This is a genomic window from Enterobacter sp. ODB01 (assembly GCF_001623605.1).
Classification (GTDB): domain Bacteria; phylum Pseudomonadota; class Gammaproteobacteria; order Enterobacterales; family Enterobacteriaceae; genus Enterobacter; species Enterobacter kobei.
This window is the reverse complement of record NZ_CP015227.1, coordinates 1,910,901-1,933,157: the sequence shown is the minus strand read 5'-3', so window position 1 is coordinate 1,933,157 and position 22,257 is coordinate 1,910,901. Positions and strand designations below refer to the sequence as shown.

Annotated in this window: 19 protein-coding genes and 1 other annotated feature; of the genes, 7 read left to right on the top strand and 12 right to left on the bottom strand. The window is 55.9% G+C overall.

Annotation, left to right across the window (positions count from 1 at the left end):
• Window positions 1-34 precede the first annotated feature (34 nt).
• Window positions 35-829 (top strand): TraB/GumN family protein, encoded by a 795-nt coding sequence (locus A4308_RS09220; protein WP_014882820.1) that lies wholly within the window; start codon window positions 35-37, stop codon window positions 827-829.
• 199 nt (window positions 830-1,028) lie between these two features.
• Window positions 1,029-1,508, top strand: coding sequence for a Cys-tRNA(Pro)/Cys-tRNA(Cys) deacylase YbaK (ybaK, locus tag A4308_RS09215; RefSeq protein WP_023332257.1), 480 nt, complete (start codon window positions 1,029-1,031; stop codon window positions 1,506-1,508).
• Between the two features lie 122 nt (window positions 1,509-1,630).
• On the opposite strand, the gene ushA is transcribed toward ybaK, so the two are convergent.
• Window positions 1,631-3,283 (bottom strand): bifunctional UDP-sugar hydrolase/5'-nucleotidase UshA, encoded by a 1,653-nt coding sequence (gene ushA / locus A4308_RS09210; RefSeq protein WP_045281679.1) that lies wholly within the window; start codon window positions 3,281-3,283, stop codon window positions 1,631-1,633.
• Between the two features lie 164 nt (window positions 3,284-3,447).
• On the opposite strand from ushA, the gene A4308_RS09205 reads away from it, so the two are divergent.
• Window positions 3,448-4,650, top strand: coding sequence for an MFS transporter (locus A4308_RS09205; RefSeq protein WP_023332256.1), 1,203 nt, complete (start codon window positions 3,448-3,450; stop codon window positions 4,648-4,650).
• A 233-nt stretch (window positions 4,651-4,883) separates the two neighbouring features.
• A complete protein-coding gene (gene ybaL / locus A4308_RS09200; protein ID WP_023336830.1) occupies window positions 4,884-6,560 on the top strand; it encodes a YbaL family putative K(+) efflux transporter in 1,677 nt (558 codons plus the stop codon).
• 92 nt (window positions 6,561-6,652) lie between these two features.
• Here ybaL and A4308_RS09195 read toward each other — a convergent pair whose 3' ends face one another.
• The 9 genes from A4308_RS09195 to A4308_RS09155 form a co-directional block, all read right to left on the bottom strand.
• A complete protein-coding gene (locus tag A4308_RS09195; RefSeq protein ID WP_023332255.1) occupies window positions 6,653-7,957 on the bottom strand; it encodes an inosine/guanosine kinase in 1,305 nt (434 codons plus the stop codon).
• A 62-nt stretch (window positions 7,958-8,019) separates the two neighbouring features.
• Window positions 8,020-8,982 (bottom strand): ferrochelatase, encoded by a 963-nt coding sequence (hemH, locus tag A4308_RS09190; protein WP_014882814.1) that lies wholly within the window; start codon window positions 8,980-8,982, stop codon window positions 8,020-8,022.
• 124 nt (window positions 8,983-9,106) lie between these two features.
• Window positions 9,107-9,751, bottom strand: a complete 645-nt coding sequence (adk, locus tag A4308_RS09185; protein WP_006809841.1) for an adenylate kinase — start codon at window positions 9,749-9,751, stop codon at window positions 9,107-9,109.
• 194 nt (window positions 9,752-9,945) lie between these two features.
• Window positions 9,946-11,820, bottom strand: a complete 1,875-nt coding sequence (htpG, locus tag A4308_RS09180) for a molecular chaperone HtpG (RefSeq protein WP_063308498.1) — start codon at window positions 11,818-11,820, stop codon at window positions 9,946-9,948.
• A 110-nt stretch (window positions 11,821-11,930) separates the two neighbouring features.
• On the bottom strand, window positions 11,931-12,536 hold the full coding sequence (gene recR, locus A4308_RS09175) for a recombination mediator RecR (RefSeq protein ID WP_014882812.1): 606 nt from the start codon (window positions 12,534-12,536) through the stop codon (window positions 11,931-11,933).
• The gene (locus tag A4308_RS09170) at window positions 12,536-12,868 is read right to left on the bottom strand and encodes a YbaB/EbfC family nucleoid-associated protein (protein ID WP_014882811.1); all 333 of its coding nucleotides are present in this window, start codon (window positions 12,866-12,868) and stop codon (window positions 12,536-12,538) included. The genes recR and A4308_RS09170 overlap by 1 nt, the downstream gene beginning before the upstream one ends.
• Window positions 12,869-12,922: 54 nt before the next feature.
• Window positions 12,923-14,848: a DNA polymerase III subunit gamma/tau gene (gene dnaX / locus A4308_RS09165; protein ID WP_014882810.1), complete on the bottom strand. Its 1,926-nt coding sequence runs from the start codon at window positions 14,846-14,848 to the stop codon at window positions 12,923-12,925.
• Window positions 13,529-13,593: a sequence feature (DnaX frameshifting element), on the bottom strand. (Overlaps the previous gene by 65 nt.)
• 88 nt (window positions 14,849-14,936) lie before the next feature.
• On the bottom strand, window positions 14,937-15,488 hold the full coding sequence (apt, locus tag A4308_RS09160) for an adenine phosphoribosyltransferase (RefSeq protein ID WP_000127359.1): 552 nt from the start codon (window positions 15,486-15,488) through the stop codon (window positions 14,937-14,939).
• A gap of 152 nt (window positions 15,489-15,640) precedes the next feature.
• Entirely contained in the window at window positions 15,641-16,018 is a 378-nt protein-coding gene (locus A4308_RS09155; RefSeq protein WP_023332251.1) for a DUF454 family protein, read from the bottom strand.
• 50 nt (window positions 16,019-16,068) lie between these two features.
• On the opposite strand from A4308_RS09155, the gene priC reads away from it, so the two are divergent.
• Window positions 16,069-16,596, top strand: a complete 528-nt coding sequence (gene priC, locus A4308_RS09150) for a primosomal replication protein N'' (protein ID WP_014882808.1) — start codon at window positions 16,069-16,071, stop codon at window positions 16,594-16,596.
• Window positions 16,597-16,610: 14 nt separating this feature from the next.
• Window positions 16,611-16,796, top strand: a complete 186-nt coding sequence (gene rsmS / locus A4308_RS09145; RefSeq protein WP_023336826.1) for a pleiotropic regulatory protein RsmS — start codon at window positions 16,611-16,613, stop codon at window positions 16,794-16,796.
• 1 nt (window position 16,797) lies between these two features.
• On the opposite strand, the gene mscK is transcribed toward rsmS, so the two are convergent.
• Complete coding sequence (gene mscK / locus A4308_RS09140) at window positions 16,798-20,094, bottom strand: mechanosensitive channel MscK (protein ID WP_373467681.1); 3,297 nt, start codon at window positions 20,092-20,094, stop codon at window positions 16,798-16,800.
• A gap of 163 nt (window positions 20,095-20,257) precedes the next feature.
• Complete coding sequence (acrR, locus tag A4308_RS09135; RefSeq protein ID WP_014882805.1) at window positions 20,258-20,911, bottom strand: multidrug efflux transporter transcriptional repressor AcrR; 654 nt, start codon at window positions 20,909-20,911, stop codon at window positions 20,258-20,260.
• A gap of 141 nt (window positions 20,912-21,052) precedes the next feature.
• On the opposite strand from acrR, the gene acrA reads away from it, so the two are divergent.
• Window positions 21,053-22,246: a multidrug efflux RND transporter periplasmic adaptor subunit AcrA gene (acrA, locus tag A4308_RS09130; protein ID WP_014882804.1), complete on the top strand. Its 1,194-nt coding sequence runs from the start codon at window positions 21,053-21,055 to the stop codon at window positions 22,244-22,246.
• The last annotated feature ends 11 nt before the right edge of the window (window positions 22,247-22,257 follow it).

Genomic DNA, 22,257 nt, shown 5'->3' with positions numbered 1-22,257 from the left:
CGCTAGCATGAACCTTTCCGTTTATGGAGCGCGTATGAGCCTGTTTAATCGTATAAAAACCTCGTTTCGCGCCCTCTTTCCCCGCCGTTATGCGTGGCCCGGCCTGGATATCTCCCTGCCCGGCGGTCAGCACCTGCATCTGGTCGGCAGCATCCATATGGGTACGCAGGATATGTCGCCTCTGCCCCCCGGTCTGATAAAACGGCTGAAGCGCGCCGACGCGCTGGTCGTCGAGGCGGATATTTCGGGCCAGGAGTCACCGTTTGCCGGGCTTGAAAGCGATCTGACCCTGGCGGAACGTCTGGACGAAGCCCAACTGGCGGAACTGACGCGCGTCGCCGATGAAACCGGCGTGTCGCTCTCTATGATTGACGCCCTGCCGCTGTGGCAAATTGCGATGGTGCTACAGGCCACGCAGGCGCAGCGACTGGGTCTGCGCGGTGACTACGGTATTGATTACCAGCTGCTCAATCTGGCAAGAGCGCGCAATCTGCCCATCATTGAACTGGAAGGAACGGACAGCCAGATTGCGCTCCTGCGTCAGCTTCCGGACGACGGCCGCATGCTGCTGGATGATACGCTGACCCACTGGCACACCAACGCACGTCTGCTGCAAACCATGATTGGCTGGTGGCTGGATGCGCCGCCAGCAGACGGAAAGCTGGCGCTGCCGTCAACGTTCAGCGAATCGCTGTATGATGTGCTGATGAATGCGCGCAACAATGCCTGGCGAGAGACGCTGCATGCATTACCTGCCGGGGAATACGTGGTTGCGGTCGGGGCGTTACATTTGTACGGAGAAGGGAATTTGCCGTCGCTGCTGAAATAAAAAAATGGCCAATATCTCTATTGGCCCGTCAAAGAGGAATTTCATCGTTTTTATTATGCCGAAGGAGACCTTCGGTTGAGCCGATTGTCGCTCAAAGTGACCATCACTGCCAATACTATTGCGCAAGATGGTGCTATTTTTTAGACAAACGTCAGGCGTATGCTGTTGGCATGATTTGTCTGTCGTAAGAAGGATAGCTATGACTCCCGCCGTTAAATTACTCGAAAAAAACAACATTTCTTTCCGGATCCACACTTACGATCACGATCCGAATGAAACCAACTTTGGCGACGAAGTGGTGCGCAAACTGGGGCTGAACGCTGACCAGGTCTATAAAACGCTGCTGGTTGCGGTGAACGGCGATATGAAACATCTCGCCGTGGCGGTCACGCCCGTCGCCGGACAGCTCGATCTCAAGAAAGTGGCGAAGGCGCTGGGGGCGAAAAAGGTGGATATGGCAGATCCGATGGTTGCGCAACGCACCACCGGCTACCTGGTGGGCGGGATTAGCCCGCTGGGGCAGAAAAAACGCCTGCCGACGCTGATTGATGCCCCTTCGCAGGAATTTGACACGATCTATATTTCAGGCGGCAAACGCGGGCTGGATATCGAGCTGGCGGCGGGCGATCTGGCGAAAATGCTGGACGCGAAGTTTGCGGATATTGCGCGCCGGGAGTGAAAGAAAAAGCCGGGTGGCGGCTACGAGGTAAAAGCAAAACGGTAACATGCGTTACCGTTTTTTGTGTTTGCGCCCTCTCCCGGTGGGAGAGGGTTGGGGTGAGGGCATCAGGCCGCACAACACTACTGCCAGCTCACCTCACCCTTCGGCTCATACGCGTTCACGTCAATCGGTGAATTCTGCTCGATGTACTGCTTCAGCACTTCCGCATCAATAAAGCCGGTATTCACATAGCCCGGTTTATTATCAATATGCGGATAACCGTCGCCGCCGGTGGCGTTAAAGCTCAACGTCGCCAGACGGTAGGTTTTTGCCGGGTCGACCGGTTCGCCTTTGATCTTCAGATCATTCAGCTTGCCGTCTTTTGCCACAAAGCTGACGTTGGCAAACTGCGGATAGGCCCCGGAATCCGGCTTCATCTGCGCGACGGCGGTCAGGTAGTCAATCGCCTCTTTGCCGGTCATGTCGGCATAGACCACTACGTTACCAAACGGCTGCACCTTCAGGACATCCTTGTAGGTGATATTTCCGCCTTCAATAGAGTCACGAATGCCGCCCCCGCTCATCACGCCAAAATCAGCACCGGTGCGCGCCATTTGCGCCGCCAGCACCAGGTGTCCCATGTTGGTCTGCACGAAGCGGACTTTACTGCGGTCCCCCTCCAGACGACCATTCAGCGTGCCGATTTTCACATCCAGCTGCGCTTTGCCTTTATTCTGGAACGGTGTCAGCAGGGAGAGCATCTGCGGGTTCTCAGCGATCTCTGGCGTGTAAAGTACGCGCTCACTTTTCCCGTCCGGGTAAGTCACTTTCTTCTTCAGGTTGACCGGAATGAGCTGGTAGTGCACCAGTTTCATCTCGCCGTTACGGAACTCAAAGTCCGCCCGGCCCACGTATTTACCCCATTCGTGGGCCTGCACAATCCAGATACCGTTCTGACGGTCCGGCGCACACGGCGTGCCCGGCACGTAATCCACCTGTTTTTTATTCTCCGATGCCATGCACACCGGATCCTGTGAGTGACCACCCACAATCATGGCCAGTGACCCTGCAGGCAGGCTGCGCGCCATCTCCACGTCGCCGGGTGCATTGGAGCCGTGCTCACCGTTGTCGTAGTGCCCCATGTGCGTGGTGGCGATAATCACGTCCGGATTTTCGTTCTGCTGCAGTTCCTGAATCACCAGCTTCGCTTCGTCTGCCGGTTTGCGGAATTCAATATCCGTAAAGAACTCGGGATTGCCGATTTTTGCCGTATCGTCGGTAGTTAAGCCAATGACTGCGATCTTCAAATCCTGACGCTTAAACAGCGCCCAGGGTTTGAACAGCCGTTCGCCGGTGCTTTTCTGGTAAATGTTGGCGGAGAGGAAGGGGAATTTGGCCCATTTTTCCTGCTGACGCAGCACCGTCAGCGGGTTATCAAACTCATGGTTACCGACGGCCATCGCGTCGTAGCCAATCAGATTCATGCCACGGAAATCCGGCTCGGCATCCTGTAAATCAGATTCCGGCACGCCGGTATTAATATCACCGCCTGAGAGCAACAGCACGCTGCCGCCCTGGGCTGCCACCTCTTTGCGAATGCCGTCCACCAGCGTTTTTTGCGCCGACAGACCATATTCGCCATATTCACTGCGCCAGAAATGACCATGATGATCGTTGGTATGCAGAATGGTGATTTTATAGGTTTTATCTTTTTCATACGCCTGCGCGGGCAGGCTTACCAGACCCCATGCGGCGATGAGCGCCAGCGCGACGCCCCGCTTCATTAACTTCATCTTCTCTCTCCCTGACCAATAGACAAAGGCAAAAATTACAGTGACTCACAATAATAGACAAATAAGTTTTCAGAATTGCGACTTTCTTCAAATGTCCCGGGCGGGTATGTTAGTCGGATAATAATTACACCCTGCATCTCTAATAACAAAACAACGTGGTATTTATGGCAATCAGCGAATCAACCCCGGCGTCGCCGCCAAAATCGCGCACCTCTTTTAAGGTATTAGGCGCAATCAGTCTTTCGCACCTGCTCAACGACATGATCCAGTCGTTGATTCTGGCAATTTATCCGCTGCTGCAGTCCGAGTTTTCGTTAACTTTCGTGCAGATCGGGATGATCACCCTCACCTTCCAGCTGGCTTCCTCGCTGCTGCAACCGGTGGTGGGCTACTGGACGGACAAATACCCGATGCCGTGGTCGCTGCCGATTGGCATGTGCTTTACCCTGAGCGGTCTGGTATTGCTGGCGATGGCTGGCAGCTTTGAGGCGGTGTTGATTGCTGCCGCGCTGGTGGGTACCGGGTCGTCCGTCTTCCACCCTGAGTCCTCACGCGTGGCGCGCATGGCCTCCGGCGGCCGTCACGGGCTGGCGCAGTCACTTTTCCAGGTCGGCGGTAACTTTGGCAGCTCCCTCGGCCCCTTGCTGGCGGCGGTGATTATCGCCCCGTATGGCAAAGGGAACGTGGCGTGGTTTGTGCTGGCCGCACTGCTGGCGATTATCGTGCTGGCGCAGATCAGCCGCTGGTATGCCGCTCAGCATCGCGTAAATAAGGGGAAACCTAAAGCGAAGGTTATCAATCCCCTGCCCCGAAATAAGGTCATTCTGGCGGTTTCCGTACTGCTGGTGCTGATTTTCTCGAAATACTTCTACATGGCAAGCATCAGCAGCTATTACACCTTTTATCTGATGCAAAAATTCGGATTATCGGTACAAAATGCGCAAATCCACCTGTTCGCCTTCCTGTTCGCGGTTGCTGCCGGAACGGTTATTGGCGGGCCAGTGGGTGATAAGATTGGCCGAAAATATGTTATTTGGGGCTCTATCCTCGGTGTCGCGCCGTTTACCCTTATTTTGCCGTATGCCAGCCTCGAGTGGACGGGCATTTTAACCGTGATCATTGGTTTTATCCTCGCCTCGGCATTTTCCGCCATTCTGGTCTATGCCCAGGAGCTGTTACCGGGCCGTATCGGTATGGTTTCCGGACTCTTTTTCGGTTTCGCCTTCGGTATGGGTGGGCTTGGTGCAGCGGTGTTGGGGATGGTCGCGGATCACACCAGCATCTTCCTGGTTTACAAAATCTGCGCTTTCCTGCCACTTCTGGGGATGTTGACCATATTCCTGCCTGATAACCGTCACAAAGCGTGAATTACAGGTAGCCAAAGTAAAACTTTGGCTACCTGCCCCCCCTTGTGCCATAAGGGTTTCCTCTCCATCCCTGACCTGAATTTATCAATATGCGCTTTTTTACGCGCATATTGCCGTTTTATTCAAACTTCAACAATTATTCATAAACATAAGGGCAAAAATTGTCATAAACTATTACCTGGTCTTTTGGTATTCACGCCAAAAATGGAACACTCACCGCGAAAGGAGACGGAATGCACCACGCCACACCGCTTATCACCACCATTGTTGGTGGACTTGTGCTCGCTTTTATCCTTGGCATGATTGCCAATAAACTGCGTATTTCTCCTCTTGTCGGCTATTTATTAGCGGGGGTTCTGGCGGGACCGTTTACGCCAGGTTTTGTCGCGGATACCAAGCTGGCGCCTGAGCTGGCGGAATTAGGCGTGATTCTGCTGATGTTTGGTGTTGGCCTGCACTTTTCCCTGAAGGACCTGATGGCGGTAAAGTCGATCGCCATACCTGGCGCGATCGCCCAGATAGGGGTGGCGACGCTGCTGGGGATGGCGCTTTCGGCCGTGCTGGGCTGGTCGTTGATGACCGGTATCGTATTTGGGCTGTGTCTCTCAACCGCCAGTACCGTGGTGCTGCTGCGCGCGCTTGAAGAGAGACAGCTGATAGACAGCCAGCGCGGGCAAATCGCGATAGGCTGGCTGATTGTGGAAGATCTGGTGATGGTGCTGACGCTGGTGCTGTTGCCTGCCGTCGCCGGAATGATGGAAAAAGACAACATCGGCTTCGCCTCGCTGGCGCTGGATATGAGTATCACCATCGGTAAAGTGGTGGCGTTTATCGCCATCATGATGCTGGTGGGCCGTCGTCTGGTGCCGTGGATCCTGTCCCGCAGCGCGGCGACCGGCTCCCGCGAGCTGTTTACGCTTTCCGTGCTGGCGCTGGCGCTGGGGATCGCTTTTGGCGCTGTTGAACTGTTCGACGTCTCCTTTGCCCTGGGCGCGTTCTTCGCCGGAATGGTGCTGAACGAGTCTGAGCTGAGCCACCGCGCCGCGCATGACACCCTGCCCCTGCGTGATGCCTTCGCCGTGCTGTTCTTTGTCTCCGTCGGCATGCTGTTTGATCCGATGATTCTGGTTCAGCAGCCGCTGGCCGTGCTGGGCACGCTGGCGATCATTATCTTCGGTAAGTCGCTCGCCGCCTTCTTCCTGGTGCGGATGTTCGGCCACTCCCCGCGTACGGCGCTGACGATTGCCGCCAGCCTGGCGCAGATTGGTGAGTTCGCCTTTATCCTCGCGGGTCTGGGTATGGCTCTGAACCTGCTGCCCCAGGCCGGGCAGAATCTGGTGCTGGCGGGGGCAATTCTGTCGATTATGCTGAACCCGGTCCTGTTTGCCCTGCTGGAAAAATACCTCGATAAAACCGAAACGCTGGAAGAGCAGACGCTGGAAGAAGCCATCGAAGAGGAGAAGCAGATCCCGGTGGATATCTGCAACCATGCGCTGCTGGTCGGCTTTGGTCGCGTGGGCAGCCTGCTCGGTGAGAAGCTGATGGCGCAGGGCATTCCGCTGGTGGTGATTGAAACCTCACGCACCCGCGTTGATGAACTGCGCGAGCGTGGTATTCGTGCGGTGCTGGGCAATGCGGCCAACGAGGAGATTATGGCGCTGGCGCATCTGGACTGCGCGCGCTGGCTGCTGCTGACTATTCCGAATGGCTATGAAGCGGGCGAGATTGTAGCCACCGCGCGTGAGAAATGCCCCAATATTGAGATTATCGCCCGGGCGCATTATGACGATGAGGTGGAGTACATCACCGAGCGCGGTGCGGATAAGGTAGTGATGGGCGAACGTGAGATTGCGAACACGATGCTGACGCTGCTGGCGAAACCGCCGGTTGAAGAGGCTGCTACGGGGTAAGATTTTTGCGGTCTGATGCCCTCACCCTGACCCTCTCCCACGGGGAGAGGGAACAAACACTAAAAACGGCAACGGGCGTTGCCGTTTTGCTTTTACCTTTCCCAATAAGCCTCTTCGAGGCTGTCTTCCCGTTCCGGCAGGCCACGCGTTAAGCGCGGTGAATGCTGGTTCAGCACCTGATAGCTCACGCGGTTCGCGTACTTACACACCTGCGCCAGCGACGAATAGGTCAGCCAGTTGAACTTGTGTTTGCTGGAGTTGGGTACGTTGGTTTTGTGGTAGGCATTGGCGGTAATATCGTGCAGCAGTGCTGCCAGCGCGCCGTCACCCGCCCCGTTGGTGTTCATGATCTTCTCCGGTCCGCCCATATAAGGCGCAATGTGGGAGTAGATACGCAGCGGGTTGAGGCAATCTTTATGGCGCATACCGCGGCTGAACTCGTACTGGTTGAACTCGGCAATCGCGCCAGGGAGCAACGGGTGCTGGGTTTTGCGTTTGCTCTCTTCCTCCGTAAAGCCCGCCATATAGAGCCCGACGGGGCCGGCAGTGCAAAGCACCAGATCCACCCAGTCCAGCGCTTTGTCAGAGGCCAGCAGCGGATCGCTCTCACCGGTGAGCGCTTCGGCCTCTTCTTCGTTCATCGCCAGAATTGAGACGTGCTCTTTCAGGAACGCCTGCCACCACTCGGGGTTATCGGCAATCACGAATTTGGTGCCCAGCGTGAGAACCACCGGCACGTCGTACTTTTTCGCGTACTCGATCGCTTTCATGGTCGCTTCCGGCATCGGCTCGCCCGGCTTGCAGCGTACCAGATAGGAGGTCAATACCAGCGCAGAGGCACCCGCAATCACCTCTTCAGGAATACTCTCGGCGCGCAGCTTATTCATATGGCCAGGGCTGATGGCAAACGTACGCTCCCCGGATTCGCCGATCAGCGTGAAGCAGCGGCCAATCGGCCCGTTAACGCCCTGAAGATAGTTCAGATCGGTACGGCTGGAGGTGTTGCACAAATAGCGGTAGGCATAACCACCGATTTCAATGTTACTGCACATCACGCCGAGCAGTACCGAGCGGTCATCGGCCAGCACGGAGTAGTTGTGCATAGTGTTACCGATGGTCCCCCCGGCAAACTGATGGGTAATGAGATTTTCACGCACCAGCTCCTGGTACAGCGCTTCGGCAACGTCGTCTTCGATCACCAGGGAATGACCGGCGCTCAGACCATAACGGGCGACAAACTCATCATCCACTTTCGCTTCAATGTCCACCAGCGTCTGGTCGATACCAACGACCCAGGCGGCGCTGGTTTCATTTTCAGGCTGGATTTGCTGCAGGAGCGGATCGCGCGCATCAACGGGAAAGTAGTGTTTGGATTTACGTTTACCGGGAAATTTCATGGTCTGAACTGTATGAAGAATATGGGCCGGGAATGGTAGCACAAACCCGGCCTGGAGTGCGATCAGCGGCTGTTCGTCACCAGCGAGACCATCATGTCAATATGTTCAGGCGAGTCGTTAAGCGCCGGAATGTACTCGTACTTTTCGCCGCCAGCCTCAAGGAAAAATTCCCGGTTTTGCACCGCGATCTCCTCCAGGGTTTCCAGGCAGTCCGCCGAGAAGCCTGGCGACATCACCTGAATGTGCTTAACCCCCTTCTCGCCAAGCATTTTGAGGGTTTCATCGGTGTACGGTGTCAGCCACGGCTCGCGACCGAAGCGCGACTGGAAGGTCATCATCACTTTTTCCGGCGGCAGGCCGAGGGCAGAAACCAGCTCACGGGTGGTATCGCGGCAGCGCTGCGGATAATCATCCCCTTCGTTGGCGAAACGCTGTGGGATCCCATGATAGGAGAGCAGCAGCAGATCCGGCTCGCCGTGCTTTTCAAACGACGCGCGCGCGCTGTTGGCAAGCGCCTTGATGTAGAGATCGTTATCGGCGTAATCGCGAATAAAGGTCACGCCAGGAATGCGGCGACGGGTCGCCAGAATGCGCGCCAGCTCGTCCCAGACGGCGGCCACCGTCGAGCAGGAGTATTGCGGGTAGAGCGCCAGCACCACGATATGGTCTACACCCTGCGCCAGCAGTGATTCCACCGCGCTTTCCAGGGACGGTTTTCCGTAGCTCATGCCGAGCGCGACGGGCATATCCGGCAGGCGGGCGGCCAACGCTTTTTCCTGACGACGGCTGTAAACCATCAGCGGCGAGCCCTCCTCCATCCAGACGGACTGATAGAGTTTGGCGACGCGCGGAGAACGAATCGGCAGAATCACGCCACGCAGCAGCGGCCACCAAAGCAGTCTCGGGAAATCCACAACGCGCGTGTCGCTTAAAAATTGTCGCAGGTAGCGTTTTACCGCGTCTGATGTAGGTGCTTCTGGAGTGCCCAGATTGGCAAGCAGGATGCCGGTTTTCGCCTGACTCATTCACGCCTCTTAACCATTTGATAGGTTGTCAATTGTAGCGGAAATGCGTTTAAACGAAACCCATTGCTGTAATAGGTAAGGTGAGAATATTTCTCACCCGGGGACCCGGGTGAGAGACGCGCGATTAGCCGAGGATTTTTTCCAGCTCTGCACGTACGTCAGCCACGGCTTTGGTGCCGTCGACTTTGGCGTATTTGGTGTTACCCGCCTGCGCTTCTTTGGTGTAGTAGCCGATCAGCGGCGCGGTCATCTGATGGTATTCCACCAGGCGTTTACGCACGGTCTCTTCCTGATCGTCTTTACGGGTGGTCAGCTCTTCGCCGGTCACGTCGTCTTTACCTTCAACCTTAGGCGGGTTGAATTTGATGTGGTAAACGCGGCCAGAAGCAGCGTGTACGCGACGGCCAACGATACGGTCAACGATCAGCTCGTCCGGTACGTCGAACTCGAGAACGTAGTCCACGTTGATGCCCGCTTCTTTCATGGCGTCAGCCTGAGGAATGGTGCGTGGGAAGCCGTCCAGCAGGAAACCGTTACGGCAATCTTCCTGAGCAATGCGCTCTTTGACCAGCGCAATAACCAGCTCGTCGGTTACCAGCTTGCCTGCGTCCATGATGTCTTTCGCTTGTTTACCCAGCTCGGAGCCAGATTTTACAGCGGCGCGCAGCATGTCACCGGTGGAGATTTGCGGAATACCGTATTTCTCCATGATGAACTGAGCCTGAGTTCCTTTACCCGCGCCCGGAGCGCCAAGCAGAATAATACGCATTGCGAAAATCCCCTCAAATGTCGTTTCAATTTTTCAAAAGCGCTAAACAATACCACCAGAACGGACATCGCTCAAGGAAGGCGGGAAGGCTGAAACGGTTAACGGGGGGAGATAATTTGGGTGAGTGCGGTCTGGGCCCTCACCCCGGCCCTCTCCCACGGGGAGAGGGAGAAGACCAGGGGAGGCGTGGTCAGTTACGCCAGAAGCAGCGCATTCACACGTTTAATGAACAGGTTAGGGTCTTCCAGCGTGCCGCGCTCGGCCAGCAGGGACTGATCCAGCAGCAGCTCAACCCACTCGGCAAAGCGTGCTTCGTCCTGGGTATCCGCCGCGCGTTTCACCAGCGGATGATCCGGATTAAGCTCAAAGATATATTTCACTTCCGGCACCGCCTGGCCCGCCGCAGCGAACAGCTTCGCCATCTGAGTGCTCATTTCGTCGGCATCGGTCGTGACAATGGCCGGGGTATCGGTCAGACGGTGAGTGAAACGTACCTCTTTCACACGGTCACCCAGCAGGGTTTTCACGCGCTCAACGAACGGCTCCAGCGCCTTCTCGGCTTCTTTCGCGCTTTCATCTACCTCATCCGCCAGCTTGTCGATGGACTCATCGGCTTTTGCAACCGACTGGAACGCTTTACCGTCGAACTCGGTCAGGTAGTTCATCATCCACTCGTCGATGCGGTCAGACAGCAGCAGCACTTCGATGCCTTTCTTGCGCAACAGCTCCAGGTGCGGGCTGCTCTTCGCCGCCGCGTAGCTGTCGGCGGTGATGTAGTAGATCTTCTCCTGCCCTTCTTTCATGCGGGAGACATACTCTTCCAGCGACACGGTCTGCGCGGAGGAGTCGGTGTGCGTGGAGGCGAAGCGCAGCAGCTTAGCAATGGTTTCAACGTTTGCGGTGTCTTCTGCCGGGCCTTCCTTCAGCACCAGGCCAAACTGTTTCCAGAAGGTCTGGTATTTTTCCGCATCGTCTTTCGCCAGTTTTTCCAGCATCTGTAGCGCACGTTTGGTCAGGGCGTTGCGCAAGTTACGGGTAACGGTGCTGTCCTGCAGGATCTCGCGGGAGACGTTGAGCGGCAGATCGTTGGAATCGATCAGACCGCGCACGAAGCGCAGGTAGTTCGGCATGAACTGCTCGGCGTCGTCCATGATGAAGACGCGCTGCACGTACAGCTTCAGGCCGTGCTTGTGATCGCGGTTCCACATATCCCATGGGGCCTGCGCCGGGATGTACAGCAGGCTGGTGTACTCCTGCTTCCCTTCCACGCGGTTGTGGCTCCAGGTCAGCGGGTCGGTAAAGTCGTGGGCGATGTGCTTGTAGAACTCGTTATATTCGTCGTCTTTAATTTCAGACTTGTTGCGCGTCCACAGCGCCTGCGCCTTGTTGATTTTCTCCCAGGAAACCACGGTTTCGCCGTCTTTCTCTTCCTGTTTTTCAATCTCAACCGGCAGAGCGATGTGATCGGAATATTTGCTGATGATGGAGCGTACGCGCCAGTCGTTCAGGAAATCATCTTCCCCTTCACGCAGGTGCAGGGTGATTTCAGTCCCGCGGTCTGCTTTGGTGATGTCGTCAACGGTGTACTCACCTTCGCCTTTGGATTCCCAGAGCACGCCGTTCTCCGCGCTGTCGCCCGCCGCACGGGTACGCACGGTGACTTTGTCCGCCACGATGAACGCTGAGTAGAAGCCCACGCCGAACTGACCGATCAGCTGGCTGTCTTTCGCCTGGTCAGAGCCCATTGACTCAAGGAACGCTTTAGTGCCGGATTTGGCGATGGTGCCGAGGTGGTCGATCACCTCGTCGCGGTTCATCCCAATGCCGTTATCAGCGATGGTCAGGGTACGGTTCTCTTTATTGAAAGAGACGCGCACGCGCAGCTCGCCGTCGCCTTCGTACAGATCCGAGTTAGACAGCGCGCGGAAGCGCAGCTTGTCCGCCGCATCGGAGGCGTTGGAAATCAGCTCACGCAGGAAGATTTCTTTGTTGGAATACAGGGAATGGATCATCAGGTGCAGAAGCTGTTTTACTTCTGACTGGAAACCACGGGTTTCTTGTCCTTTCATCTAAGTCGACCTCAACAATGCCATTTAATGGGGTTGTAAAACGTTGAGTGAGAGATGGGGATAAGGGAGAGAAATTTCAAGCGGAGGCCGCGAACGCAGCCTCCGTTTGGTCAGAAAATAATCTTGTGACGCCCGGCCAGAGAGTGCGACAGCGTGGTGCCGTCCACCATCTCCAGCTCACCACCCACCGGCACGCCGTGGGCGATGCGGCTGGCGTCAACGCCGTACTGTGAGCACAGCTCGGCGATGTAGTTGGCGGTTGCTTCCCCTTCCACCGTTGGGTTGGTGGCGAGGATCACCTCTTTAATCGTTTCGGACTCAAGACGCTGTTCAAGGCGGTCAAGACCGATATCGTCCGGGCCGATACCGTCCAGCGGGGAGAGATGCCCCATCAGCACGAAATAGCGGCCGGAAAACTGCCCGGTTTGTTCGATGGCATAGATGTCCGCCGGACTCTCCACCACGCAAATCTGACCGTTCTCCTGACGACGCGGATTCGAGCAGATGTTACACACATCCTGCTCGGTAAAGGTGCGGCAATCCGCACAGTGACCAATTTCTGACATCGCGCGGGTCAGAGCCTGCGCCAGGCGCATCCCGCCGCTGCGATCGCGCTGCAAAAGCGTGAACGCCATGCGCTGCGCCGACTTCGGGCCAACGCCCGGCAGGCAGCGCAGAGCTTCCATTAACTGCGTGAGCAGCGGACTGGTTTGCATCAGAATGGCATCTTAAAGCCCGGCGGCAGCTGCATACCGCTGGAAACAGAGGCCATTTTCTCTTTCTGGGTTTCGTCGATACGGCGCGCAGCATCGTTAAACGCGGCAGCAACCAGATCTTCCAGCATCTCTTTGTCGTCTTCGAGCAGGCTTGGGTCGATTTCAACGCGACGGCAGTTATGCGCACCGTTGATGGTCACCTTGACCAGACCGGCACCGGATTCACCCGTGACTTCCATCTGAGCGATCTCTTCCTGCATCTTCTGCATTTTTTCCTGCATCTGCTGAGCCTGCTTCATCAGGCCACCCAGACCGCCTTTTCCACCAAACATAGGCTTCTCTCTTCTTTCACGTTTAAGGATTACAACCGTAAGTCAGACTCACGATCAAATGGGGCGAATACTCTCTTCATCCAGATCGGCGTCGAAGAACCGGCGCAGGGTCTGAATGTTGTTATCCGCAATAATCGCCTCGCGCGCCTGCGCGAGTTTCTCTTCATAAATGGCCTGGCGCCACTCAAGCGGCGTTTTCACTGCCGGATTATCATCTTCAATGATAGTCAATTCAACCGGCGCACCCTGTAATGTGGCGAGCGCCTCGGCCAGCGCCTTCTGCGCGCCTGGCGAATTCAGGTGTCGCTGACCAGGACGCAGGTGTAAACGCACCTGATTACCGTCCTGCTCTTTCCAGGCGTTCAGCGCAACCTGCTCGACCAGCTTCGGCAGCTGGAGTTTGCTGACCTCAGCGGCCCAGGCATCGCGGGCAATAGATTCTTCTGCGAGCTTCGCGGAAAGCTCCGGCGTTTTCTCATGCTCCAGCGCCTTTTTCAGCGCTTTCGGCGTAGCGACCTCTTCCTTTACCGTTTCGACAACGGTGGTCGCCTTCCAGCGGTATGCCTCTTCTTTCGCCGGGGCTTTCTGTTCGAGCGCGGACGGTGCCGGACGCGACTGTACGCGCTCCGTTACCGAGGCCAGTCGTTCAAGCGCGGCGTTGTTCACCGGCCGCGCTCTTCCTGGCGCTGCCGGTTCACTCTTTTTTGGTTTGGTTACTCCCTGCGCACGCTGCAGCTGACTGCGAGCGGCAAGCACCGAACTGGTGGCATCCGACAGCGGCACGTTTTGCGGCGGCGGTGTCGGCTGCGGTGGCACCTGCTGAGGTGACATCACCGCCGTTGGGGCGACCGGGGCAAAAGACTGCCGCGGCGCTTCCGGCTCCGGCAGCGGCATGCGCGGGTGGAACGCCAGCGCGCGCAGCAGCGTCATTTCTACGCCCATCCGGGGATCCGGCGCGTACGGCAGCTCTTTACGGCCAATCAGCAGGGTTTGGTAATAAAGCTGTACATCGGCAGGCGGCACGGTGCGGGCAAGTTCACGCATCCGCTGTTCAATGGCGGCCATATCTGCGCCAATTGCCGACGGAGAAAGCTGCAGCATCGCCACGCGGTGCAGCAGGCTGAGCATCTCAACCAGCAGCGCTTCCCATTCAATCCCCCGGCCAGCAGCAGCATTGACCAGCGTCATGACGCGCTCACCGTTGGCGGCAATCATCGCTTCGATGAGTGAAAGCGCCTGATCGTCATCCAGCGTACCGAGCATGGTGCTGACTGCTTCGGTAGAGAGCTTACCGTCACCGCTGGCAATCGCCTGGTCGGTCAGGCTTAACGCATCACGCAGGCTGCCGTCCGCTGCACGCGCCAGAAGTTGCAGGGCGCGCGGCTCGTGGACGATCTTCTCTTCGTCGAGAATGTGTTCGAGCTGGGCGCGGATCTGTTCTACGTCGAGGGCCTTCAGGTGGAACTGCAGGCAGCGGGACAGAATGGTGACCGGCAGCTTTTGCGGATCGGTCGTCGCCAGCAGGAATTTCACGTGCGCAGGCGGCTCTTCCAGCGTTTTCAGCAGGGCGTTAAAGCTGTGGCGCGACAGCATGTGCACTTCATCGATCAGGTAGACCTTGAAGCGACCGCGCGCCGGGGCGTACTGCACGTTGTCCAGCAGATCGCGGGTATCTTCCACTTTCGTGCGCGAGGCGGCGTCGATCTCGATCAGATCGACAAAACGCCCCTGCTCGATCTCCCGGCAGTTATCACACACGCCGCACGGCGTGGCAGTGATCCCGGTTTCGCAGTTGAGACCTTTCGCCAGCAAACGGGCAATTGAGGTCTTACCGACGCCGCGGGTGCCGGAGAAAAGATAGGCGTGATGGATGCGACCTAGCGACAAGCCGTTCGCCAGGGCCGTCAGCACATGCTCCTGACCGACAACGTCAGCAAAGGTTTGTGGTCGCCATTTACGGGCTAACACCTGATAACTCATGGGCAGGCTCTGCAACGCTGGAAGGTGAATTTATGGAGGGGAATGCTATCACAACCTCACCCATTGAGCGAGGTTGTGAAAACCGGGATTAATGACCCGGGAATGGCACCAGGCTGTAGCTGGTAATGCCCTGTTTTTCCAGGCGCTGTTCGCCGCCGAGATCGAACAGGTTAATGATAAACGCCGCGTCGGTCACTTCACCACCCAGACGACGGATCAGCTTCACGGTCGCTTCGATGGTGCCGCCGGTCGCCAGCAGATCGTCCACCACCAGCACTTTGTCGCCAGGCTTGATCGCATCAACGTGGATTTCCAGCTGATCGGTGCCGTACTCCAGCTCGTAGCTCTCTGCGATGGTTTCACGCGGCAGTTTGCGCGGTTTACGCACCGGCACAAAACCCACGCCCATTGCCAGCGCAACCGGTGCGCCAAACAGGAAGCCACGGGCTTCGGTACCTACTACTTTGGTGATCCCGGCGTTTTTATAACGCTCGACCAGCAGTTCAATGCTGAGCGCGTACGCTTTCGGGTCTTCCAGCAAGCTGGTGACATCACGGAAAAGAATGCCAGGTTTTGGATAGTCCTGGATGCTTTTGATGCTGTTTTTCAGATATTCAAGCTGCTGTGCAGTTGCGGTCATCGGTTTGTGCCTAAATGAAACAGTGTTACTCACGACGCGCAACGGAGTGGGTAAAGGTAACAATCGTTTAACCTTTAACCAGGCGCGCCTGTGCTCGAAAACGGTCGAATTTACTGGCTGTACGCAATAATTGCAACAGCCATTATGAGGCTTCAGTGCTTTTGTTGCTTTTCATCAACCACGGGGATCCGCCACATGAAGATAAGCAGGCAGGTCAGAATGATCAGCAGCAGGATCCGCACCCACATCATTTTCACCAGCCATAATGAAATAGCAAAGGTAATGAGGATCACCGCGATCGCGCGCGGCTTCGCGCCGGGCGGCATGGCACGGTGTTTTTGCCAGTGGCGCAGGTAGCCACCAAACCATGAGCGATAAAGCAGCCAGTGGTGAAAACGCGGCGACGAGCGGGCGAAGCACCAGGCTGCCAGCAGGATAAACGGCGTGGTGGGCAGTAAGGGTAAAACCACACCCAGTGTACCCAGCACTACCGCGAGCCAGCCAATGATGATTAAAATAGTACGCTGCATAATGCGAATCGTTATCAAACTGAACGGCTACTTTACCACTGGAGAGCGTTTTGAAAACAGCCTTGCTTCTGGAGACGCTGCAAAAACAGTTGACCACCCTGCGAGCAGAGGCCACCCCTCTGCTGGGGCACGCCACGCTGAAGCCGCGCTTTGATCGGCAGCTTTTTCGTACCCGCAGTACGGTCATTCAGGATTACCTGGCTGAGGCGCAGACCCACCTTGACGAGCTTTGCCATGCGGTTGAAAGTGAACAGCAGGAACAGGTGGCGTGGCTTGCAGAGCATCTCACTGAGCAAATCACCGCCCTGCATCGCGAAATTGCCGCCTGGCCGCTACGCGCCTGGGACAGCGGCTCGCCCGGACTCGGCAAATGGCAGCGCAAGCGGCTGGAGAATCAGGAGTTTGAACGCCGACTGTTTGAGATGAAACGTGAGCGCGAAGTGCGGCTGAATAACAGCGAAACGCTGGAAGAACAACAATTATTGATGCGCGAGATTAGCGCCCTGGAAGGCCGCATTGTGCGCTGCCGTCAGGCGCTGGATGAGATTGAACGCGTCATTGAACGTTTGACCCGTTAACAGGAGCCACCCCCATGTCACTGGAAAATGCACCCGATGAGGTCAAGCTGGCCGTCGATTTAATTATGCTGCTGGAGAATCATGATATTCCCGCCGAAACGGTGCTGAAAGCGCTGGAGATTGTGCAGCGGGATTTCGAAGGAAAGGTGAAGGCCAGTAGCCCTCACCCTAACCCTCTCCCACAGGGAGAGGGAAAATAGATTAAGCCGGAGTGGGATCGTCACCTTTCATGTCGCGCTTCACTTCCGTATGCTCATCACCTTTTTCGTTACGCAGGTGAACTTCAAGCTGGTTGAAGGCGATATTAATATCGTTTTCACGGCACAGGCGATCGATAGACCGGTTAAGCTCATCTACCGTGTAGCTACGGTCACGCAGTTCACGCACGTATAAACGCAGTTCATGATCCAGCGTGCTTGGCCCGAAGGTGGTGAAGAACACCGCCGGAGCCGGATCGTGCATCACTTTCGGATGTTCTGAGGCTGCCTTCAGCAGCACCTCTTTCACCTTCTCCAGATCCGATCCATAGGCTACGCCCAGGCGGATCACCACGCGCGTCACCGTATCAGAGAGCGACCAGTTGATCAGACGCTCGGTCACGAACGCCTTGTTCGGGATGATCACCTCTTTGCGATCGAAATCGGTAATCGTGGTGGCACGAATGCGGATCTTGCTGACCGTACCGGAGAACGTCCCGATGGTGACGGTATCGCCAATTCGCACCGGACGTTCGAACAGGATGATCAGACCGGAGACAAAGTTACCGAAGATCTCCTGCAGGCCAAAACCCAGACCTACCGAGAGGGCGGCCGCCAGCCACTGGAGTTTATCCCACGAGACGCCCAGCGAGCCAAATACCGTCATCGCCCCGACAATAATAATGACGTAGTTCAGGATCGTAGTGATAGCGTACGACGCCCCCTGACGCAGGTTCAGCCGCGAGAGGACCAGCACTTCCAGCAGACCCGGCAGGTTGCGAATCAGCGCCCAGGCTACCACCGACGACACCAGCGCAAACAGCAGGCTGCCCATGGTGACGCTTTTCATCACCGCGGCGCCAGCTTCGGTGCCGTTGTACTGCCAGAGGGTGATGCTGTCGAGGTAGGCGAAAACGGTAATTAAATCAGACCAGATAGCCCAGAACATCACCGCAAACAGCGCGATCATCACCAGCATAGTGATACGCAGCGTCTGCTGGTTGACCTGCTCCAGCGCGATGGTCGGTTCTTCCTGTGGCTCCGCCCCTTCGGCGCCCTCTTTCACCTGATGCTGACGACGCGCGATGGCACGACGGTAAGCAATACGGCGAGCCGCGACGCTTAACCCGCGCAGTACGGTTTGATAGAGCAGATTCCAGACGATCACCAGATAGACCGTTTCGATCCAGCGCCCGGACAGACGCAGCGTGGTATAGAAGTAGCCCGTCGCCGTGAGCACCATCAGCGCCAGCGGAATGATCGCCAGTACTGTCACGGTGGCCAGACGAATATTGTGGGACTCTTTATCACGCCAGCTATCGCGGCACATCGGCCACATGAGGATGGCAATCAGCAGCAGGTTCAGCATAATGACCAACTGACCCAGCACATCATCCATCAGATGCAGCGGAGACAGTTCAGAAACAACTGACCAGAAGTGAAGCGGCAGAAGCGCCAGGCTGACACGTACAATCTGTCGACGCCAGTGGCTGGTCAGTTGGGCAGGCATGTTGAAATGACGGACCGCAACGCCGTCTTTTTCCAGGACCTTCCAGCACAGGCCAAACACCAGCCAGAACAGCGCCAGTTTTTTGCTGAATGCCCACAGCAGATCGCTGACGTTAAGCTGCATGGTGAGCAGAATCAGGCCTACCGCCAGAATAATCAGGCACACCGGCAGGGCGCGAATAAGGTCGATCAGAATCGCTTTTGGCGTATGGAGCTGGCTGTCGTTGCGCAGTTGCCCCACTTCCGAGGCCAGCTTCGCCTGGTACTGTTTAAGCCATTTCAAACGCCAGCGAATCAGACCGGCAATCAGCAGCAGGGGTAATCCCGCCAGGAAAGCAATCATTACCGCAGGCCAGGCTTTCTCCCAGTTCACGGTGATTTTCATGCTCTTAATCTGCGTTTTCAGCTGTTCAGGGAAGGACTTCACCCAATCCCAGTCCATCGGCTTGTTGCTGTTCACCCAGAAAATTTGCTGCGTCAAAATCTCCTGCAGGCTTTTGGAAACGCTGACCAGCTGCTGCTGGTTGATCTGCAGGTTGATGGCCATCATCAGCTGGTTGCCCAGCTGTTTGTTGAGCTGATCCAATAGCTCACGGCGCATATCGACGACCTGGAGCAGCGCGTCATGCACTTCCGGGTTCACGTCGCTGGAATGACCCTCTTCAATTTTGGCGACGAAGTTATCGCTCTGGAAAAGGGCATCACGCTGCTGATTCACGTCAAATTGTTCCAGACGCAAATCCGCAATGCGGTTAGTCATGTCTTCCAGCTCGTCGGCGGACGGCAGCGTCTGCTGCTGCTGGTAGAGAATTCGCGACAGCAGGAGGCTACCTTTCAGGACCGCGATCTGTTCTTTGATGTTGCGTTCCGCCTGCAGCGCCCGATCCAGCCAGTTTTTCACTTTAATGTTTTGCTGAACCAGCAAGTTGCCGTTTTCCGTCGCCAGAATCAGACGCTGACTCAGCTGATGGTTAGCCTCAAGCTCCTGTTTCACCAGCGGGTTGGCCTGAATACGGGCTGTTTCGTCCGGCGACACCGCCTCCTGGGCCGTTTTTTCCGTCAGGGTCAGACGCTTACTGTTTACCGCTTCCTGCAGCAGCTGAAGCTGGTGTTCCAGACGATTAATATTCGCCGTGACGTAATCACGCTGTTTCTGGAGCGTGTCCTGCAGCACCGTATTCCCTTCCAGGCTTTTACGCTGCTGTTCAATTTGCGCATTGAGTAATGACTGCTGAACCAGCAGCAGGGTTTGCTGCGTTGGGCGAAGCGTCCCTTCCCCCACCGTCGTACCGTTCAGGCGGTTGCGGATCTGCTGCAGCTGCTGAGACGCGGTATACATCGCATTTTGCACGCGCTCGGGCTGGGTTTGCAGAGAGACGAGCTGACTGTTGTAGGTCGCGAGGTCGGACTGCGCGGTTTGCAGATCGTCGAGCAGTTGGGCAACGCGCGACTCCAGCTGACGTAAAGAAAGCGTGGCGAGCGTCTTACGCGTTTCGTCGTCGTTATCGACGTCACTCAGCGCATTCAGCGCTTCCGTGGCCTTGCGCATGTTCTCAGGCGCCTGCGCCACCTTCTGACGAAGCTGGGTGGTTTCTGCTTTAACGCGCTCAATTTTATCAATGTTTTCCAGCGTCTCTGTCAGATCCTGCTGGGTGAGTTTCTCCTGCGGAGAGAGCTCTTTTTGTTTGTTCAGGGTGTCGAGTTGCGACTGAACATCACTGCGTGAGGGGATATCCGTACTGTTATCTGCGCGGGCCCACGAAAGCGGTCCGGTGGAGAAGAAAAACAGCATAGCAAAGAGCAATGCAAAAACAGGATGTTGCGAGCGATTGATGGGCAGCATAGTTGTGAATGATGTCAGCAGATGACCGATAATAGTCCGGCGTGAAGAATATCACGCTCGTCTGAAGCAGAATAGCGTGAACGTTATCCTCTAAGATAAATCCTGGAATGGCTCAGGCGGGTAACGAAGGGGCATCGCTGCGCAGCGTCGGGCAGAACTGACACATTTCCAGTAAAATCGCGACGTAGCTGCGTGCTTCCTGCTTGAGGTCAAAGGAGTCCGGCGCAAAAAGCCAGTTTTCCATCAGGCCCGAAATATAGCTGCGCATCAGGATAGCCGCCCGACGAGTCAGTAAATTAGCCGGTAACAGCTTCGCCTGCATACACTGGGTGAGCGTTTGTTCAATGCGGTCATAACTCTCCAGGCACAAACTACGCTGCGCCTGCTGCACCACCGCCATCTCGCCCACGAACTCGCATTTATGAAAAATTATTTCCATCATTAATCTGCGACGTTCTTCAACTACCGTAGCTTCAAGGATATATACTAATATCTCTCTTAATACTGAGAGTGGATCGTCAGGGAATTTTGCCCGATACTCACTCTCAAGATCGCTAATGCTGGACTCTGAAAGCTCCCAGATTTCACTGAACAGATCTGACTTATCTTTAAAATGCCAGTAAATCGCACCCCGAGTCACGCCAGCAGCCTGAGCAATTTGTGCCAACGAGGTTGATGAAACACCCTGCTGAGAGAACAAACGTATTGCCACATCAAGGATATGTTGTCGGGTTTCCAGCGCTTGTTGTTTAGTTTTTCGTGCCATAGGTGAGTGAATTTACAGGAGTCAGATTTACATACATTTGTGAATGTATGTACCATAGCATGACGATAATATAAACGCAGCAATGGGTTTTTGGACTCAGGACCATTGATCAATTTGAAATCGGACACTCGAGGTTTACATATGAACAAAAACAGAGGGTTAACGCCTCTGGCGGTCGTTCTGATGCTCTCAGGCAGCTTAGCGCTAACAGGATGTGACGACAAACCAGCTCAACAAGGAGCTCAGCAGGCGCCAGAAGTCGGCGTAGTGACACTCAAATCTGAACCTCTGCAGATCACCACCGAATTACCTGGCCGTACCAATGCCTATCGCATTGCGGAAGTTCGCCCTCAGGTGAGTGGCATTATCCTGAAACGTAACTTTACCGAAGGCGGTGATGTGAAAGCCGGTGAGTCTCTGTATCAGATTGATCCCGCGACCTATCAGGCCTCTTATGAAAGCGCCAAAGGCGACCTGGCAAAAGCGCAAGCCGCCGCCAAAATCGCCCAGCTGACGCTGAACCGTTATCAAAAACTGCTCGGTACGAAGTACATCAGTCAACAGGATTATGATACCGCTCTGGCCGATGCCCAGCAGGCTAACGCCGCCGTGGTAGCCGCCAAAGCGGCCGTCGAAACCGCACGTATTAATCTGGCCTATACCAAAGTGACCTCCCCTATCAGCGGTCGTATTGGTAAATCTTCCGTCACGGAAGGGGCGCTGGTACAGAACGGACAAACCACTGCGCTGGCTACCGTGCAGCAGCTTGATCCGATCTACGTTGACGTGACCCAGTCCAGCAATGATTTCCTGCGCCTGAAACAGGAGCTGGCTAACGGCACCCTGAAACAGGAAAACGGCAAAGCCAAAGTGGAGCTGGTGACTAACGACGGTATCAAGTTCCCGCAGGAAGGGACTCTGGAGTTCTCCGATGTGACGGTCGACCAGACTACCGGTTCCATCACCTTACGGGCGATTTTCCCGAACCCTGATAAAAATCTGCTGCCAGGTATGTTCGTTCGCGCGCGTCTGGAAGAAGGCACCAATCCAACCGCACTTCTGGTTCCACAGCAGGGTGTGACCCGTACGCCACGTGGCGATGCGAGCGCGCTGGTTGTCGGGGCGGATGACAAAGTCGAAATGCGCAACATTACCGCCACTCAGGCGATTGGCGATAAATGGCTGGTGACGGAAGGTCTGAAAGATGGCGATCGCGTGATTGTTACTGGTTTGCAAAAAGTTCGTCCTGGTGCGCAGGTCAAAGCACAGGAAGTGAAATCTGACGATAAACAATCTGCTTCGGCCGCTGACCAGTCAGAACAAACCAAGTCTTAACTTAAACAGGA

Bases quoted from the DNA above. Each gene is read 5' to 3' on its own strand.
- mscK (WP_373467681.1), bottom strand. From the start codon at position 20,094: ATGCTGTTTTTCTTCTCCACCGGACCGCTTTCGTGGGCCCGCGCAGAT.
- ybaK (WP_023332257.1), top strand. From the start codon at position 1,029: ATGACTCCCGCCGTTAAATTACTCGAAAAAAACAACATTTCTTTCCGG.
- acrA (WP_014882804.1), top strand. From the start codon at position 21,053: ATGAACAAAAACAGAGGGTTAACGCCTCTGGCGGTCGTTCTGATGCTC.
- ushA (WP_045281679.1), bottom strand. From the start codon at position 3,283: ATGAAGTTAATGAAGCGGGGCGTCGCGCTGGCGCTCATCGCCGCATGG.
- acrR (WP_014882805.1), bottom strand. From the start codon at position 20,911: ATGGCACGAAAAACTAAACAACAAGCGCTGGAAACCCGACAACATATC.
- rsmS (WP_023336826.1), top strand. From the start codon at position 16,611: ATGTCACTGGAAAATGCACCCGATGAGGTCAAGCTGGCCGTCGATTTA.
- A4308_RS09205 (WP_023332256.1), top strand. From the start codon at position 3,448: ATGGCAATCAGCGAATCAACCCCGGCGTCGCCGCCAAAATCGCGCACC.
- A4308_RS09220 (WP_014882820.1), top strand. From the start codon at position 35: ATGAGCCTGTTTAATCGTATAAAAACCTCGTTTCGCGCCCTCTTTCCC.
- ybaL (WP_023336830.1), top strand. From the start codon at position 4,884: ATGCACCACGCCACACCGCTTATCACCACCATTGTTGGTGGACTTGTG.
- A4308_RS09155 (WP_023332251.1), bottom strand. From the start codon at position 16,018: ATGCAGCGTACTATTTTAATCATCATTGGCTGGCTCGCGGTAGTGCTG.
- dnaX (WP_014882810.1), bottom strand. From the start codon at position 14,848: ATGAGTTATCAGGTGTTAGCCCGTAAATGGCGACCACAAACCTTTGCT.
- adk (WP_006809841.1), bottom strand. From the start codon at position 9,751: ATGCGTATTATTCTGCTTGGCGCTCCGGGCGCGGGTAAAGGAACTCAG.
- hemH (WP_014882814.1), bottom strand. From the start codon at position 8,982: ATGAGTCAGGCGAAAACCGGCATCCTGCTTGCCAATCTGGGCACTCCA.
- A4308_RS09170 (WP_014882811.1), bottom strand. From the start codon at position 12,868: ATGTTTGGTGGAAAAGGCGGTCTGGGTGGCCTGATGAAGCAGGCTCAG.
- apt (WP_000127359.1), bottom strand. From the start codon at position 15,488: ATGACCGCAACTGCACAGCAGCTTGAATATCTGAAAAACAGCATCAAA.
- htpG (WP_063308498.1), bottom strand. From the start codon at position 11,820: ATGAAAGGACAAGAAACCCGTGGTTTCCAGTCAGAAGTAAAACAGCTT.
- A4308_RS09195 (WP_023332255.1), bottom strand. From the start codon at position 7,957: ATGAAATTTCCCGGTAAACGTAAATCCAAACACTACTTTCCCGTTGAT.
- recR (WP_014882812.1), bottom strand. From the start codon at position 12,536: ATGCAAACCAGTCCGCTGCTCACGCAGTTAATGGAAGCTCTGCGCTGC.